This is a genomic window from Duganella sp. BJB1802 (genome assembly GCF_013369445.1).
Taxonomy (GTDB): domain Bacteria; phylum Pseudomonadota; class Gammaproteobacteria; order Burkholderiales; family Burkholderiaceae_D; genus Rugamonas; species Rugamonas vulcania_A.
The window spans coordinates 30,761-46,796 of record NZ_JABWEF010000012.1 but is presented as its reverse complement, the minus strand read 5'-3'; the positions used below and the strand labels follow the sequence as shown (position 1 = coordinate 46,796).

Genomic DNA, 16,036 nt, shown 5'->3' with positions numbered 1-16,036 from the left:
CCGCACGCATTTTTCCAAAAAAGTTTTTAAAAACGCAATGTCATGGGGTAGGATGCGGTTTTTCCCAGTCCGAAAGCCCGCTTCGATGTCGCCGTCCCTGCACACAGTTCCCGCACCGTCCGCCCACCACGCCGCGCCCGAATTCTGCCCCGGTTGCAAAGCCCGCCTCGGCGTCAATTTCTGCCCGCAGTGCGGCCAGGAATCCGTGCTGCATCCCCCGAGCATGGGCGAGTTCGTCGCGGAGTTCATCGGCCACTATGTCGCCATCGAAGGCAAGCTGTGGCGCACGCTGGGCCAGCTGCTGTTGCGGCCGGGCGGCCTGACCAAGGCCTATATGGCTGGCCAGCGGGTCAACTACATGCAGCCGCTGCGGCTGTTCCTGACGCTCAGTGTGATTCTGTTTGCGTTGTTGCAGTTCAGCGGCTTCCATGTCGGCGACGACCACGCCAAGCCCACCGCGCCGGGCGGGATGGCCTTCACCGCCGACGTCAAGCACAACGGTTCGGATGCCGTGCCGCCACCGCTGGTCGCCGGCGCCACGCGCTATACGGTCTCGCTGGGCTATTACGGGATCAGCCTGCTGCGCGAAGGCGGGTCATTCGAGTTCGGCTTCAAGCTGAACATCCCCGACAGCCAGGAGCCGTCGATGCTCGGCTCGATCGGGCATGCGGTGTTCCCGCACTTCGACGACAAAATGAAGCATTTCAGCGACCTGCCGCCGGCGACCAAGGCCGAGCTCATGACGCATGGTTTCTTCGCCCGCATGCCTTATGTGATCTTCTTTATGGTGCCGGTGTTTGCCCTGTTTCTCAAGCTGTTGTATCTGCCGTCGCGCAGGCCTTATGGCGAATACCTGCTGTTCGCGCTGCATGTGAATGCTTTCGGCTTTTTCGTCATGGCACTGATGCATGTGACGCCATGGGGTTGGGGCCTGGCTGCGCTGGGGCTGGTGCTTGCGCTGTACATCGGCCGGGCCATGCAGAATGTGTATGGCGGTTCGCCCTTCGCCACGGCGGTGCGCTGGCTGGTGTTGACGGTCGCCTACCTGCTGGTGCTGATGATGCTGATCGTACAGCTCATGGCGGTGCTGGCGTTCACGACGAGCTGATCGAACAAACGGATGCCGCCCTCCGCTTTACATCTCCGCAAGGCGCCACGCCAGCGCCGCGCCGTCCACACCGTCGACGCGCTGCTGGAGGCCGCCGCTTTGGTGCTGGAGGCCGACGGCCTTGAGGGCTTCAACACCAACGCGGTCGCACGCCGCGCCGGCGCCAGCGTCGGCTCGCTGTATCAATACTTCCCCAGCAAGGACGCCTTGACCTTGGCCCTGGTGCTGCGCGAGAAGCGCAAGTTCCATGAGGCGCTGGTCGCCGCGCAGGCGCTGCCGACTTGCCGCGAGGCGCTCGCCAGCCTGGTCGACCTGTCCGCGCGCCAGCAATTGACCCGTCCCAACCTGGCCCGCCTGCTGGACCAGGAGGAGGCGCGGCCCGAATTCCGCGCCGCCCTCGGCGATGGCTCCAACTTCCGCCTGGTGTTGTCTGCCATGCTGGCCAAGCCCGGCGCGCCCGCCCACCTGTGCGACGACGAGCCGCGCAGGCGCCTGGCCGCCGACGATCTGGCGGCGATGATACGCGGCATGACCGACGCCGCCGGCGAACGTGGCGAGCGTGATGTCGATGACCTGGCCTATCGCATCGGCGCCGCCGTCTTCGGCTATCTGGCCGTGCCGCCGCGCCAAATGTGAGCAAGCCCGCCGCGCGCGCCTGAAAACAGCCGCAAGCGTTTGTTTGCACAGCGTTTTTTGCGCCGCGCGCCGGCGCCGGAAAGCGAGTTGATGGCGCTGTTTTCGGGCCGTATTCTGTTGTCTTCACAACAGGAGAAACACCATGAAATTCAATCACCTCAGCTTCCCGTCGAAGGACGTCACCGCCACCGTGGATTTTTTCGTCCGCCAACTGGGCTGCACCGCCGAGCGCTTCGGCGACACCGCCGTGCTGAAACGCGCGGGCTTCGATATCGTCATCGAGGACGCCAGCGATCGCGACGTCAACTGGCCGCACAACTTCCATTTGGGTTTTGAGCTGCCGGGCATCGACGAAGTCCGCAGCCTGTACCGCCGCTTCAAGGACGACGGCGTCGTCATGAAGACCGAGGTCTTCTACCACGCGCGCGGCTCGCGCTTCTTCTGCGAGGCGCCGGGCGGCCTGCTCTTCGAGATCAACACGCGCGCCGATGCCGAGCAAGCCTACCGCGCAGGTTTCGCGCCGGTGGCCGAGGTGGACGCGGAGCGGGTAAAATAGCGTCTTTTACACATAAGCATTCCTACTTCGATGACTACTGCACCAGCCAAGCCAGTCCGCACCCGTTTCGCACCGAGCCCGACCGGCTACCTCCACCTGGGCGGCGCCCGCACGGCGCTGTACTCCTGGGCCTACGCCCGTCACTTCGGCGGCACCTTCGTGCTGCGCATCGAAGACACCGACCTGGAGCGCTCGACCCCGGAGGCGGTGCAGGCCATCATCGAAGGCATGGAGTGGCTGGGCCTGAGCCACGACGAAGGCCCGTTCTACCAGATGCAGCGCATGGACCGCTACCGCGAAGTCGTGGCGCAGATGCTGGAGGCGGGCACCGCCTACCATTGCTACTCGTCGCCGGAAGAAGTCGAGGCGATGCGCGAGCGCATGCGCGAAGCGGGCGAGAAGCCGCGCTACGACGGCACCTGGCGCCCGGAGCCGGGCAAGACGCTGCCTGCCATCCCCGAAGGCCGCAAGCCGGTCGTGCGCTTCAAGAACCCGCTGGACGGCGAAGTGACCTGGGACGATTTCGTCAAAGGCACCATCACCATCGGCAACAAGGAACTGGACGACCTGGTCATCGCCCGCCCAGACGGCACGCCGACCTACAACTTCTGCGTGGCCGTCGACGACTGGGACATGCAGATCAGCCACGTGCTGCGCGGCGACGACCACGTCAACAACACGCCACGCCAGATCAACATCCTGCGCGCGATCGGCGCGCCGCTGCCGCTGTACGGCCACCTGCCGATGATCCTCGGCGCCGACGGCCAAAAAATGTCCAAGCGTAAGGACGCGGTCAATGTCATGGACTACCCGGCGCAAGGCTATCTGCCGGAAGCGATCTTGAATTACCTGGCGCGCCTGGGCTGGAGCCACGGCGACGACGAGGTGTTCTCGATGGAGCAGGTGTGCAGCTGGTTCGACGGCACCCACCTGTCCAACTCGGCCGCGCAGTTCAACATCGAAAAGCTGAACTGGCTCAACAACCACTACATCAAGCAGGCCGACAACGAACGTCTGGCCGCGCTGGCGCAGCCGCGCATGCTGGCGGCCGGCGCCGTGTTCGACGGCGCGCCCGCGCTGCCGGCCGTGCTGGCACTGATGAAGGAGCGCGTCAACACCGTCAACGAACTGGCCGACGCCGCCATGCTGTTCTACCGCGCGCCGCAGCCGGACGCGGCGCTGATGACCCAGCACCTGACCGACGCCGTCAAGCCGGCGCTGGCGCAGTTCGCCGAGCGTTGCGCCACGGTGGAGTGGACCAAGGAAGCGCTGGCCGCGATGATCAAGGAAGTATTGGCCGCCAACGGCCTGAAGATGCCGCAGATGGCCATGCCGCTGCGCCTGATCGTTACCGGCCAATTGCAGACGCCGGCCATCGACGCGGTGTTGCAGATCTTCGGCCGCGAGGCCATCGTTGCGCGCCTGGCGAAATTTCTGTGATTCTGACTTGAATCCTGAGCAAAGTTGCAAAAGGGTATTTGCATAGCGCAGCTTCTTTGCTATACTCTTGTTTCTGCAGCAAACGGGGGTATAGCTCAGCTGGGAGAGCGCTTGCATGGCATGCAAGAGGTCAGCGGTTCGATCCCGCTTACCTCCACCACGTTGCAGAATTGGTTGTTCGCAGTCCCCATCGTCTAGAGGCCTAGGACATCACCCTTTCACGGTGAGTACGGGGGTTCGAATCCCCCTGGGGACGCCAAGTTGTAGATGTTGTAGTTGACGTTGTTTGTACTGATTGTTTGATGTTTGGCGTTACGCTGGATAGATACAAGTAGTGAGAACAAAAGTCGCGCAAGCGGCTTTTATTATTTCTGCGCCCGGGGGGTATAGCTCAGCTGGGAGAGCGCTTGCATGGCATGCAAGAGGTCAGCGGTTCGATCCCGCTTACCTCCACCACCGCGCGGAAGTGATGACGATAGTAGTGCCGTAGTTCCAAGGTCCCCATCGTCTAGAGGCCTAGGACATCACCCTTTCACGGTGAGTACGGGGGTTCGAATCCCCCTGGGGACGCCAGCTTTGCCAGGCTGATGAGTAGTAAATGCAGTACGACAGAAGACTTTCTGCGCCCGGGGGGTATAGCTCAGCTGGGAGAGCGCTTGCATGGCATGCAAGAGGTCAGCGGTTCGATCCCGCTTACCTCCACCATTAGCGCAGGAAGCACCGACATGTCCCCATCGTCTAGAGGCCTAGGACATCACCCTTTCACGGTGAGTACGGGGGTTCGAATCCCCCTGGGGACGCCAGTATCGCAAAAGCCGCCTTGAGCGGCTTTTTTGTTTTCGTTGCCAACCCGTCCATGTTTCGGGTTTTTCCTGTAAAAACAAGGGTTTGCTATTGCCTTCGGCGAATTTGACTGCTATGATTCGCGCCTTGGAAAAGTCCCCATCGTCTAGAGGCCTAGGACATCACCCTTTCACGGTGAGTACGGGGGTTCGAATCCCCCTGGGGACGCCAGGATTTTTCCAGTAAGGTCAGCAACACGGACAGATTTCTGTCCCCATCGTCTAGAGGCCTAGGACATCACCCTTTCACGGTGAGTACGGGGGTTCGAATCCCCCTGGGGACGCCAGTCAAGCAGCACACATGCAAAAAGCCGCCTCGCGCGGCTTTTTGCATTTCCGGACCTACCACATGATGGGGTTGTACGGCTGCGGCAGCGGGAAACGCCCCACGTGCAGCGGCGGCCATTGCGTGCCGTACGCCGCCATCTGCGCCGCGCGCGCCACATCCAGGCCCAGCGGGTCGTAGACCGCGCCGCCGCCCATCAAGCCACCCATCGCGCCGCCCAGGTTGGCGCCCAGCTGCGGCGACGCCATCATCGGCGCCATCGCGCCGGCCTGCTGCGGCGCCACGGCCTGCGCCGGCTGCTGCATGGCGGCGTTCTGCAAGCCCACCGCCACCAGCACGTCCGGCAGGCCGAAGCCGATGCGGCCCTGGTCGCCCAGGCTGACGCGGTGCGCGCTGGCGCGGATGAGCTGGAACAGCCGCTCGACCCGCTCGGCCCCGCGCGCCTTGTACTGCGGCGTCTGGAAGTCCGGGTGGTGCGCCAGCGTCAGCGCGGCCAGGCCGGTCACGTGCGGGGTCGCCATCGAGGTGCCGTCCCAGGCCGCGAAATTATTCGGCGGCACGCAGGAGGTGATCGCCACGCCCGGCGCGCACACCGCCACCTGCGGCCCGAAGCAACTGAACTTGGCCGTGAAGTAGCCGTAGGCGTCGACGTTCTGGTCCAGCGTCTGCGCGTGGTAGCTGTCGGCCGGGAACTCATCGAGCTTGCCCACGGCGGCCACCGCCAGCACGTTGGGCGACGAGGCAGGGTACTGCACCGCGCCGCCCGAATTGCCGGCCGCGACGATGCAGGCGATGCCGGCCCGCTTGGCGCGCACGATCTGCTGCTCCAGCGCCTCCGACACCTCGGCCCCGCCCAGGCTCAGGTTGACCACGTCGATCTGCTTGTCGATGCAGTACTCCAGCGCGTCGATCAGCTGGCTGATCTGGCCGCCGGGGAACAGCTTGCAGGCGTGGACCTCGGCGTCCGGCGCGAAGCCGCGGATGCCCGAGGCGATGTCGGCCGCCGCGATCACGCCGGCGCAGTGCGAACCGTGGCCCAGCGTGTCCTGGTCCCAGCCGTCGGGGTTGGTCTTCTTGTTGAGCACGTCGAAGCCGGCCTTGATGCCGACCAGGTTGGCGTGCGTGGTGGCCGCGCCCGAGTCGATGATGGCGATCTTGATGCCCTGGCCGCGGTAGTTGCCGGGCAGCTGGTCGAGCCGCATCGCCTTCTGGCCCCAGCCGTAGGCGCGCTGGCGCGGGAAGCCTGCCAGCGACGGCCAGTCCGACAGCGCGCGCAGCGCCACCACGTTGGGCTCGTCGGTGCTGATGTCGGGATCGCGCTGGTAGAAGCTCCAGTAGTCGGCCTTGGGCTTGACGTACAGGCCGCGCACCGATTCCGGCGTATCGCCGTACAGCGACAGCGTGACCTGGCCGTTGGCGTCGGTCACGCCGCTGGCCGGCAGCATGCTGCCGAACAGCGACACCTCGGCCTCGGCCTGCGGCGCGCCGTCCTTGCCGGTCACGCTGATGACGGCGTTGAGCACCGGCCCGCCGCCGGCCGGCAGCATGCCGGTCACCATGGCCGGCTGGCGCAGCGCCGGGTCCATCAGGTTCAGGTGCTGGTCGGGCTCGACCAGCAGCCGTCCCTGGCCCTGCTGGTGCAGCACGGCGGCCTTCTGCTCCGTCATGCGCGCCACCAGCACGCCCTGCGAGCCGCCCATGCCGTCGGCCAGCGCGCCGAGCACGGATTTCGGGCCGACCGTGTCGACCACCTCGATATCGTTGCTGCTGCGCAGCGCCTGCTCCAGCGCCGAGAACTGCAGCGGCTGGAAGCTCATGGCCTGCAAGCCGTCGGGCTGGCGCGGCGCGATCACGTACTGCTTCTTGCGCGCGGCCACGTTGCGGCCGCGGCCATCGGCGGGGCGCCGGGCGGCGTCGGCGGTGTCGGCCGACGCGCGCGATTCGCCGCCGGACGAGCCGGATGCGCCGCGCGAGGACCGGCCCGCGCTTTCAGTGGAGGCGGGACCGTTGTCGCCGCCGGAGAGGGTGGGGTCCGGCGACGACGAGGCGCCGTCGTTGGTTGGTCTGGGCATGGACTTTCCTTTCACATCATCGGATCGGACGGCGCGCTGTCGAACAGCGACAGCGGCTGGTCCGGTTCTATCGTCAATTGTTGGGAGGGCTTGCCGGCGCTGCGGAAATGCAGCTCCAGCAGGCGCGCTTTGTCGGGACTGATTTCAACGACCGCCGTGTGCGGCTGGTCGCGCGGGCCGATGACGTCGACCACGTCGATCTCGGGATCGACGTCGGCCAGCGCCAGAAAATCGGTCAGCGGCGCGCTGTCGGCGGCATGGATCAGATACCTGGCCTTGTTGGCCGACGCGGCTTGCGTTTCTGTCATGGGGATCTCCTTGAAAAGAGCGGCGCCCTCCGTGGCCGCCGCCGGAGGGCAGGACTGCGGCGCCGTCGGCGCCACAGCGGTGGATCAATGCAGGGTCTGGCCGCCGTACAGCGAGTTGGCGGCGTTGGCCAGCTGCGCCTGTTGCGTCAGTTGGGCCAGCTGCGCCTGCTGCTGCGCATAGGCCTGCGTCACCGGATCGGTACCGAACGGCAGCATGCCGCCCAGCTGGCCGGCGATGCCGCCGATGGTGTTGCCCAGTCCGGAATTACCGAACGCGCCGCCGATGGCGCCACCCAGCGGCTGGGCCACGCTCTTGATGATGTTGCCGAACCAGCCTTGCGGCGCCAGCCCTTGCAGCTGTTGCAGCTGCGCGTCCTGGGCCTGCTGCGCGTAGGCCTGCGCCACGGGATCGGCCGCGAACGGCAGCATGTTGGCGATGCCGGGGATGGACTGGCCGATGCCGGGGCTGCCGATCGGCTGGCTGAAGATCGGGGGGCTCATGACGCCGGTGTTGGTGCGGTTGCGCAGCAGGTTACTCAACCAGCCCTGTGGCGACAGCGCCTGCGCTTGCAGCTGCGCCGCCTGTTGCGCATACGCCTGCTGCACCGGATCGGCCGCGAACGGCAGCATGCCGCCCAGTTGGCCGGCGATGCCGCCGATGGTGTTGCCCAGGCCGGAGTTGCCGAAGGCGCCGCCGATCATGCCGCCCAATGGCTGGGCCACGCTCTTGATGATGTTGCCGAACCAGCCCTGCGGCGCCAGGCCTTGCGCCTGCAGCTGCTGCAGCTGTTGGAGTTGCTGCTGCTGCGCCGCCTGCTGCGCGTAGGCCTGCGTCACCGGATCGGCCGCGAACGGCAGCATGCCGCCCAACTGGCCGGCGATGCCGCCGATGGTGTTGCCCAGGCCGGCGTTACCGAACGCGCCGCCGATGGCGCCGCCCAGGGGCTGGGCCACGCTCTTGATGATGTTGCCGAACCAGCCCTGCGGTGCGAGCTGTGCCTGTTGCAGCTGTTGCAGTTGCTGTTGTTGTGCTTGTTGTGCGTAGGCCGCCGTCACAGGATCCACACCCAGCGGCAGGAAGGCGCCGCCGATGCCGCCGGCCGCCTGGCCGATCTGGCTGCCCAGGTGCGAGTTGCCGAACAGGCCGCCGATGCCGCGGCCGATCAGGCCACCCAGCGGGGCACCGAGCAGACTGCCGAAGAAGCCTTGCGGCGCCAGGCCGCCGAACTGTTGCGGTGCTAGTTGTTGTGCATAGTATTGTTGGTACTCGTTCATGACATCTCCTTGTTGTGATTGCTGTGGGCCAGCGCGGCCTGAGGACCGGCGCTGGAAGGGGTTGGACCGGGCCGGCCAGCCGAAAGTTTTGGTATTCTTGGTGGCCGCCGCGCGTTAATCAGGTATCATCCAGCCTCTCTTTTTCTCCGCTCCGCCATGACGACATTCCGCCGCCTCGACCTGTTCTGCCGTGTAGTCGACAACTACGGCGACATCGGCATCTGCTGGCGCCTGGCGCGCCAGCTGCGGCGCGAGCACGGCCTGGCCGTCACGCTGTGGGTCGACGACCTGGCCAGCTTCCGCCGCATCTGTCCCGAGGTCGACACCGGCGCCGCCAGCCAGCAGCTGGACGGCGTCACCGTGCGCCACTGGGCCAGCCAGGATGGCGCGTTCACGCCGGCCGACGTGGCCGACATCGTCATCGAATTCTTCGCCGTCGACATCCCGCCCGGCTACATCGAGGCGATGGCGCAGTGCGAACCGCGGCCGGTGTGGTTCAACCTGGAGGGCTTGACGGCGGAGGAGTGGGTCGAGGGTTGTCATCGCCTGACGTCGCCGCATCCGCGCCTGCCGCTGACCAAGCACTTCTTCTTCCCCGGCTTCACGGACAAGACCGGCGGCCTGCTGCGCGAAGCCGAGCTGGACGAACAGCGCCGCCAGTTCCAGTCTTCGCCGGCGGAGATGGCGCAGTTTCTGGCGCGCTTCGGCGTCACGCCGGACGAGATGGCGGCCACCAAGGTCTCGCTGTTCTGCTACCCGCACGCGCCGGTGTCGGCGCTGCTGGACGTGTGGCGCGCGGGCGACCAGGCCGTCACCTGCCTGGTGCCGGAAGGCGTGGCGGCCGAGGCGGTGCAAGCCTTCCTCGGCGCCGACGCCACGGCCGGCGCCAGCGCCACGCAAGGCGCGCTGACGCTGCGCGTGCTGCCCTTCGTGCCGCAGCCGGACTACGACAAATTGCTGTGGGCCTGCGACCTGAACTTCGTGCGCGGCGAGGATTCCTTCGTGCGCGCGCAGTGGGCGGGCAAGCCTTTCGTCTGGCACATCTACCCGCAGGACGAGAACCTGCACCACAAAAAATTGCGCGCCTTCCTGCAGCGCTACGCGGTGGGGCTCGATGCGCTCGACGAATTCTCGCTGCGCTGGAACGGCGCGCCGACGGCGGGCGAGGGCAGCGACTGGGCGTCGCTGTGGCAAGCCTTCGCGCGCCAGATGCCGGCCATGGCCGCGCGCGCCGACACATGGCAAACGCAAATGCTGGCCAACGGCGATCTGGCCGCCAATTTGATAGCCTTCGCCGCCACGCTGAGATAGGCGATGCTGGAAAAACAGGGTATAATGCCGGGTTAATCTCTAGCGCATTTTTACCCGATCAACCGTGAGCTTTGGGCGTTCCGCCTGGCGACAGATGATTTTTACGCAACCTACTTTTTACGTACACTCTCTATGAAACCTGCAAAAGAAATTCGTGTTGGCAACATCATCATGGTTGACAGCAAGCCTATGATCGTTCTGCGCTCCGACGTCAACGGTTCGAGCCGCACGGGCTTCACCTACAAGTGGAAGATGAAGAATCTTCTGACCAACACCCCGATGGAAAACGTCTTCCGCGGCGACGACAAGTTCGACGTGGTGGTTCTGGACAAGAAGCCAGTGACCTACTCGTACTTCGCCGACCCGCTGTACGTCTTCATGGACGCCGACTACGAACAGTACGAAATCGAAGAAGAAAACCTGGGCGACGCGCTGAACTACCTGAAGGACGGCATGGAATGCGAAGCCGTGTTCTACGACGGCAAAGCGATCTCGGTTGAACTGCCAACCACCATCGCACGTCAAGTGGTGTACTCGGAGCCTGCGGTTAAAGGCAACACTTCGGGCAACGTCCTGAAGGAAGCCAAGATCGAAAACGCCATCGAAGCCCACCGCCACACCGTGCAAGTGCCGCTGTTCGTGAGCCAGGACGACGTCATCGAAATCGACACCCGCACCAACGAATACAAGCGTATCGTTCGTAACTAATCGGTTTTAGTTGCTAAAAAGCACGCCCGCATGATGCCGGCGTGCTTTTTTTATTGGAAAATGGTAATTATTTTCTGATTTGTAATAATTTTTGTGGTGTAGGTGGCAACACGCTGATATATTTATGCAACGCAATAAATAGTGCGCATTGGTGATCGGTTCAAACTACTCACGGGGATGGCATGGATCGCAGGGAATTCGTTCGTATCGGCGTCGCGGCGGGCGCCATGGCTGGCAGCAACCGGATACTGGCGGCGCCGGCCGCTGCCGCATCCAAGCTCGGTCCCGGCGGCATCCTCGACGCGGGCGTGTGGGAACAGCAGCAGATGATGGAGGCCGGCAAGCTGACCTCGCACTCGCTGACCTCGCAATACCTGGCCCGCATCAAGACCATCGACAAGTCCGGCCCCCGCCTCAACGCCATCATTGAAATCAATCCCGAAGCGCTGAAGATCGCGCTGGAGATGGACCGCGAGCGCAATCTCAAGCGCGTGCGTGGTCCGCTGCACGGCATCCCCGTCCTCCTCAAAGACAACATCGCCACCGGCGACCGCATGAGCACCACCGCCGGCTCGCTGGCGCTGAACGGCGTGCGCGCCGCGCGCGACGCGCATGTGGCCGCCCAGTTGCGCGCGGCCGGCGCCGTCATCATCGGCAAGACCAACCTGAGCGAATGGGCCAATATGCGCTCGACGCATTCGGTCAGCGGCTGGAGCGGGCGCGGCGGCCTGACCCTGAATCCGTACTCGCTGGACCGCAACTGCAGCGGCTCCAGTTCCGGCTCGGGCGCGGCGATCGCGGCCGGGCTGGCCACGCTGGCGGTCGGCACCGAGACCGACGGCTCGATCGTCTCGCCGGCCTCGATCTGCGGCGTGGTCGGCATCAAGCCGACGCTGGGGCTGGTGAGCCGCAGCGGCATCATCCCCATCGCGCACTCGCAGGACACCGCCGGCCCGATGGCGCGCAGCGTGGCCGACGCCGCGCTGATGCTGGCCGCGATGACCGGCGTCGACGCCAGCGATCCGGTCACGCGGGAAGGCGCCGGCAAGGCGGGCGACTACCGCGCGGCGCTGGAGAAGGGCGGCCTGCAGGGCAAGCGCATCGGCGTGGCGCGCAACTTCTTCGGCAGTAACGACGAGCTGGACGCGGTGATCGAGAAAGCCTTGCTGGACTTGAAGGCGCAGGGCGCGATCCTGGTCGACACCGAAGTGCCCAACATCAGCAAGTACGGCGACAGCGAGACCGAGGTGCTGCTGTACGAATTCAAGGCCGACCTGGCGGCCTACCTGAAGGAATACGCGCCGCACGCGCCGGTGGCCGACATGGCCGACGTCATCGCCTTCAACCAGAAGCACCACCAGCAAGAGCTGCCGTACTTCGGCCAGGAATACCTGGAACGCGCGCAGGCCAAGGGCGACCTCGACACGCCGGCCTACCGCGACGCGCTGGCCAACAACCAGCGCTACTCGCGCGCCGAAGGCATCGACCAGGTCATGCGCGAGCACCGGCTCGACGCGCTGGTGGCGCCGACCGGCGGGCCGGCATGGCTGACCGACTTCATCAACGGCGACCATTTCGGCGGCAGCTTCTCATCGCCGGCGGCGGTGGCCGGCTACCCGCACATCACCGTGCCGGCGGGCTATGTGCACGGGCTGCCGGTCGGCCTCTCGTTTGTCGGCGCCGCCTACAGCGAAGCGATGCTGATCCGCATGGCCTACAGCTACGAGCAAGCCACGCTACACCGCCGCGCCCCGCAATTCCCAGCCAGCGTCAACATTGGAAAAGCCTGGGGTCAAGTCTGACATTCGGACACGAGCTCAACCGAAACAGCGGTGGGGTCAAGTCTGACATTCGGACACGGCTGAGGCCGTGTCGAATGTCGAACGACTTAATTTTCCACGGTTAGGTGACGCCGAGTTCGCGCAAGATTTGCTCTTTCATTTCCTGGAACTCGGGATGGGACAGCTTGCGCGGGTGCGGATGCGGCACTTCGAACGTCGCCTGGATCCGCGTCGGCCTCGGCGACAGCACCAGGATGCGGTCGGCCATGAACAGCGCTTCCTCCACATCGTGCGTGATCAGGATGACCGTGTGGCGCTCTTCGGCCAGGATGCGCAGCAGTTCGGTGCGCATCTTCAGGTTCATCAACGCGTCCAGCGCGGAGAAGGGCTCGTCCATGTACAGGATCTCCGGCTTGACGACGAACGCCCGCGCCAGCTCCACCCGTTTCAGCATCCCGCCCGACAGTTCGTGCGGGTAGCTGTTCTCGAAGCCCTTCAGCCCCACCATCTCCGCGTAGTGATTGGCCAGCGCAGATTTGTCGCCATGGCCGTTGCCGGTCAGGCCGAACATCAGGTTCTGCTGCACCGTCAGCCACGGGAACACCGAGCCATGCTGCGAGATAGCGATGCCCTTGGGATTGGGCCCGCGCCGCACCGTGCCGTCGATCCGCACCTCGCCCTCGCTGGGCTGCTCGAAGCCGGCGATGATCTTCATCAGCGTCGATTTGCCGCAGCCCGATGGCCCGACGATGGCGACGAATTCGCCATCCTTCACATCGAGCGAAACGCCGCCGACCACTGGCAGCTCCTTGAAGTTCTTCCTGATTTCCTTGACGACGATCTTAGCGTCCATAGCGCCACCTTACCGATTTGAGGCCTTCGAGTTTGCGCATCACCGCGTCCAGTATCAGGCCGATGACGCCGATGATGATCATGCCGGCGATGACCAGGTCATACCGGTTGCCGGCGTTGCGCGAGTCCATGATCAGGTAGCCCAGGCCGGAACGCAGCGCGATCATCTCGGCCGCCACCACCACCAGCCACGCCACGCCCAGCGCGATACGCATGCCGACGATAATCTCCGGCAGCACCGCCGGGATGATCACCTGCCGGAACAAGGTGGTCTTCGATACGCCGAAGTTCTCGGCCGCCCGCAGGTAGCGGCGCTCGATGGTGTGCACGCCGGACGCGGTTTGCACGATCATCGGGAACACGGCGGCGATGAAGATCAGGAAGATCGGCGACACGTTGCCGACACCGAACCACAAAATGGCCAGCGGTATCCACGCGATCGGCGATATCGGCCGCAGGATCTGGAAGATGGGATTGAGCGTGATGTAGGCGCCGTCCACGCGCCCCATCCACAGGCCGAGCGGAATCGCCACCAGCGCCGCCAGCCCGAAGCCGGTGCCGACCCGGAACAGCGATGCGCCGATATGCTCCCACAGCGTGCCGTCTTCGGCCAGTTCCAGCGTGCCCGTCACCACCTGCAGCGGCGTCGGGAAGATCACGCTCTCGGACTGCGCCACGACGATCCACCACAGGGCGATCAGCGCGGCCAGCACCGCCAGCGGCGGCAGGATTTTCTTGAGTTTTTCCATGGCGTCCAGTCAGGTTGAGAACAGATGCGGCGCACGCGCCCAGGCGCGCAGGGCGCGCCACTTCAATCGCTGCCAGCCTGCTGCCGGCATGGCGTCGACCACCACCCGCATTTGCCCGCTGGCGTGCGCGGTGCAGGCGAAGTCGTTGACGGAGACGGTTTCAAACGGCAGCCGGAAACTCTGGCCCGGCATGATCAGCACCGGCCCGAAAATTTGCGGCACGTTGTCCTTGTTACGCAGCAGGAGGACGTCGTTCGCGCCCTGCGTCAGATGGATTTCGGACGGCAGGATCTCCACCTTGTCGCCGGCCATGCGGCGCGCCCAGGTGCCGTTGGGGATTTCAAACAGCTCGTCGCGCGAGGGCAGGGCGATGGGCGCCAGCGCGGCCCACGCGCTCAACGCCGCCACGCCCGCCGCGACGGCGGCCAATATCTGGAGACGCCGCGCCTTCAATTCTTCAACAGCAGCGTGGCGTCGTGCACCACGTCGGCGGCGGTGCGTCCGAACGGCAGCAGCGCGCGCAGGCTGCCCTTGCGGTCGACGAAGTACAGGTACGAGGAATGGCCGACGGTGTAGTCGGTCTTGCTACCGTCGATCATCTTCTTGGTGGCGGTGATGCCGTAGTCCTGGCGCACGCGCGCCATCTGCTGCTGCGTGCCGGTGGCGCCGATGAAGGTCGGGTCGAAGGCGCGCAGGTAGTTGCGCATGCGTTCGGGCGTGTCGCGTTCGGGATCGACGGTCACGTAGATCACCTGCAGCTGGTTGGCCTGCGCGCCCATCTGCCTGCGCGCCTCCGCCAGCATCCCCAGCGACACCGGGCACACATCCACGCACGACGTGTAGCCGAATTCCAGCAGCACCAGCTTGCCCCGGTACTGGCTCAGTTTCAGCTCCTTGCCGTCGGAGCCGCGCACCGTGAAGTCAGGCGCCATGCGTGGCGGATCGAACACGCCGGCTTTCAGGCCGAGGGTGTCGGCGGCGTGCGCGCCGAAGCTGATCGCCATCGCCAGCAATGCGGTCTTCAACTTGCTCATAGGCTGATGGCGACCGGCTTGATGGCCTTGACGAAGCTCTCGTCCACGTAGGATTCGTAGGCGATGGGGTGCTTGATGGTGCCGGCTTCGATCGACAGCTGCATCAATTCGTCGAACTCGGAACGTATCATGCGCAGGTCGCCGTAGGTCACGCGGTCGGCCGGGTTCTGCATCACGAAGCGCAGCACGTTCGGGTCCTGGTTGAAGTACTTGCGGCCGGCGGCAATGGTGATCGCCTTTTCGCGGCTGGCCGGCGTGGAATCGAGCCAGCTGCCGGCGGCCTGCACGTAGTTGACCAGCTCCTGCACCAGCGGGCGGTTTTCCTTGATCAGTTCTTCGCGCACCGTCAGCACGCAGCAGATGTAGTTGCGCCATTCGTCGCGCGTCATCGCCAGCGGACGCGCGTAGCCGGCGCGCTGGGCGGCGGCGCCGAAAGGCTCGCCGGTGCAGTAGCCGTCCACCGCCTTGGCGTACAGCGCGGCTGGCATGTCCGGCGGCGCCATCTCGATGATCTCGATATCCTTGGGCGTCATCTTCTCGCGCGCCAGCATTTTGCGCAGGAACAGAAAGTCCACCGCGAAGCGGCTCGGGATGGCGATGCGCTTGCCGCGCAGGTCGGCGAATTTTTTGTAGGCGGAATCGGTACGCACCATGATGACGGCGCCCGAACGGTGGCCCAGCGAGACGATCTTCACCGGAATACGCTTGTCCGCCAGGTCCATCACCAACGGCGCCAGCATGTATGCGGCCTGGATGCGTCCCGTCATCAGGGACTCCTTCACCTCGGGCCAGCCGTTGTACTTGCTGTATTCGAAGCCGCGAGGCAGGGCGCCTGGCTTGCCCATGGACGCGGCCTTCGCCATGCAGGCCACCGGCAGCGTGAGGTTGCAGGTGACGGGCAGGCCGCCCACTTGAATGGGCGCGTCGGCGGCGCGGGCGCTGGACGGCAGTATCAACGGCAGCGCCGGCGCGGCGGCGGTCAGCAAACCGCCCAGCAGCCGGCGCCGCAGCGGTGAATCGGGGGAGGGATCGTCTCTGTTTTCCATGGCGCTTGGCCGTGTCGTATTGTCCTGTAATT

At 65.2% G+C, this 16,036-nt stretch carries 15 protein-coding genes and 8 tRNA genes; 15 read left to right on the top strand and 8 right to left on the bottom strand.

Going from position 1 to position 16,036, the window contains the following annotated elements; genetic code table 11:
• The first annotated feature begins 85 nt into the window (after window positions 1–85).
• The 12 genes from HUX88_RS18950 (at window position 86) to HUX88_RS18895 (ending at window position 4,869) form a co-directional block, all read left to right on the top strand.
• Window positions 86–1,108 carry a DUF3667 domain-containing protein gene (locus HUX88_RS18950; RefSeq protein WP_158568851.1) on the top strand — a complete coding sequence of 341 codons (1,023 nt, stop codon included), beginning with the start codon at window positions 86–88 and terminating at the stop codon, window positions 1,106–1,108.
• Between the two features lie 12 nt (window positions 1,109–1,120).
• Window positions 1,121–1,744: a TetR/AcrR family transcriptional regulator gene (locus HUX88_RS18945; protein WP_176362774.1), complete on the top strand. Its 624-nt coding sequence runs from the start codon at window positions 1,121–1,123 to the stop codon at window positions 1,742–1,744.
• 142 nt (window positions 1,745–1,886) lie between these two features.
• Window positions 1,887–2,300, top strand: a complete 414-nt coding sequence (locus tag HUX88_RS18940; RefSeq protein ID WP_176362773.1) for a VOC family protein — start codon at window positions 1,887–1,889, stop codon at window positions 2,298–2,300.
• A 30-nt stretch (window positions 2,301–2,330) separates the two neighbouring features.
• Entirely contained in the window at window positions 2,331–3,740 is a 1,410-nt protein-coding gene (gene gltX, locus HUX88_RS18935) for a glutamate--tRNA ligase (protein ID WP_176362772.1), read from the top strand.
• 84 nt (window positions 3,741–3,824) lie between these two features.
• Window positions 3,825–3,900 (top strand) — tRNA-Ala (locus tag HUX88_RS18930).
• A 23-nt stretch (window positions 3,901–3,923) separates the two neighbouring features.
• Window positions 3,924–3,999: transfer RNA gene (locus tag HUX88_RS18925), tRNA-Glu, on the top strand.
• Window positions 4,000–4,120: 121 nt separating this feature from the next.
• Window positions 4,121–4,196: transfer RNA gene (locus tag HUX88_RS18920), tRNA-Ala, on the top strand.
• 41 nt (window positions 4,197–4,237) lie between these two features.
• Window positions 4,238–4,313: transfer RNA gene (locus HUX88_RS18915), tRNA-Glu, on the top strand.
• Window positions 4,314–4,369: 56 nt separating this feature from the next.
• Window positions 4,370–4,445: transfer RNA gene (locus HUX88_RS18910), tRNA-Ala, on the top strand.
• A 22-nt stretch (window positions 4,446–4,467) separates the two neighbouring features.
• Window positions 4,468–4,543, top strand: a tRNA-Glu gene (locus tag HUX88_RS18905).
• A gap of 135 nt (window positions 4,544–4,678) precedes the next feature.
• Window positions 4,679–4,754: transfer RNA gene (locus HUX88_RS18900), tRNA-Glu, on the top strand.
• 39 nt (window positions 4,755–4,793) lie between these two features.
• Window positions 4,794–4,869: transfer RNA gene (locus HUX88_RS18895), tRNA-Glu, on the top strand.
• 55 nt (window positions 4,870–4,924) lie between these two features.
• On the opposite strand, the gene HUX88_RS18890 is transcribed toward HUX88_RS18895, so the two are convergent.
• The 3 genes from HUX88_RS18890 to HUX88_RS18880 form a co-directional block, all read right to left on the bottom strand.
• Complete coding sequence (locus tag HUX88_RS18890; RefSeq protein ID WP_176362771.1) at window positions 4,925–6,940, bottom strand: S8 family serine peptidase; 2,016 nt, start codon at window positions 6,938–6,940, stop codon at window positions 4,925–4,927.
• Window positions 6,941–6,951: 11 nt separating this feature from the next.
• The gene (locus HUX88_RS18885; protein WP_117013656.1) at window positions 6,952–7,248 is read right to left on the bottom strand and encodes a hypothetical protein; all 297 of its coding nucleotides are present in this window, start codon (window positions 7,246–7,248) and stop codon (window positions 6,952–6,954) included.
• Window positions 7,249–7,332: 84 nt separating this feature from the next.
• Window positions 7,333–8,523: a hypothetical protein gene (locus tag HUX88_RS18880; RefSeq protein WP_117013657.1), complete on the bottom strand. Its 1,191-nt coding sequence runs from the start codon at window positions 8,521–8,523 to the stop codon at window positions 7,333–7,335.
• 156 nt (window positions 8,524–8,679) lie between these two features.
• Here HUX88_RS18880 and earP point away from each other — a divergent pair, with 156 nt between their 5' ends.
• The 3 genes from earP to HUX88_RS18865 all read left to right on the top strand — a co-directional run bounded on the left by earP (window position 8,680) and on the right by HUX88_RS18865 (window position 12,344).
• The gene (earP, locus tag HUX88_RS18875; protein ID WP_176362770.1) at window positions 8,680–9,834 is read left to right on the top strand and encodes an elongation factor P maturation arginine rhamnosyltransferase EarP; all 1,155 of its coding nucleotides are present in this window, start codon (window positions 8,680–8,682) and stop codon (window positions 9,832–9,834) included.
• 132 nt (window positions 9,835–9,966) lie between these two features.
• Complete coding sequence (locus tag HUX88_RS18870; RefSeq protein WP_117013659.1) at window positions 9,967–10,542, top strand: elongation factor P; 576 nt, start codon at window positions 9,967–9,969, stop codon at window positions 10,540–10,542.
• A 182-nt stretch (window positions 10,543–10,724) separates the two neighbouring features.
• Window positions 10,725–12,344: an amidase gene (locus tag HUX88_RS18865; RefSeq protein WP_176362769.1), complete on the top strand. Its 1,620-nt coding sequence runs from the start codon at window positions 10,725–10,727 to the stop codon at window positions 12,342–12,344.
• A gap of 100 nt (window positions 12,345–12,444) precedes the next feature.
• Here the strand turns inward: HUX88_RS18865 and HUX88_RS18860 are convergent, their stop codons facing one another.
• The 5 genes from HUX88_RS18860 to HUX88_RS18840 are packed head-to-tail and all read right to left on the bottom strand — an operon-like array spanning window position 12,445 to window position 16,004.
• On the bottom strand, window positions 12,445–13,176 hold the full coding sequence (locus tag HUX88_RS18860) for an ABC transporter ATP-binding protein (RefSeq protein WP_176362768.1): 732 nt from the start codon (window positions 13,174–13,176) through the stop codon (window positions 12,445–12,447).
• On the bottom strand, window positions 13,166–13,924 hold the full coding sequence (locus HUX88_RS18855; RefSeq protein WP_176362767.1) for an ABC transporter permease: 759 nt from the start codon (window positions 13,922–13,924) through the stop codon (window positions 13,166–13,168). The genes HUX88_RS18860 and HUX88_RS18855 overlap by 11 nt, the downstream gene beginning before the upstream one ends.
• Window positions 13,925–13,933: 9 nt before the next feature.
• Window positions 13,934–14,353, bottom strand: a complete 420-nt coding sequence (locus HUX88_RS18850) for a hypothetical protein (RefSeq protein WP_229219416.1) — start codon at window positions 14,351–14,353, stop codon at window positions 13,934–13,936.
• Between the two features lie 20 nt (window positions 14,354–14,373).
• Window positions 14,374–14,958 carry an SCO family protein gene (locus HUX88_RS18845; protein WP_176362766.1) on the bottom strand — a complete coding sequence of 195 codons (585 nt, stop codon included), beginning with the start codon at window positions 14,956–14,958 and terminating at the stop codon, window positions 14,374–14,376.
• Complete coding sequence (locus tag HUX88_RS18840; protein ID WP_176362765.1) at window positions 14,955–16,004, bottom strand: ABC transporter substrate-binding protein; 1,050 nt, start codon at window positions 16,002–16,004, stop codon at window positions 14,955–14,957. Before HUX88_RS18840 ends, HUX88_RS18845 begins: the two co-directional genes overlap by 4 nt.
• Window positions 16,005–16,036: the final 32 nt, after the last annotated feature.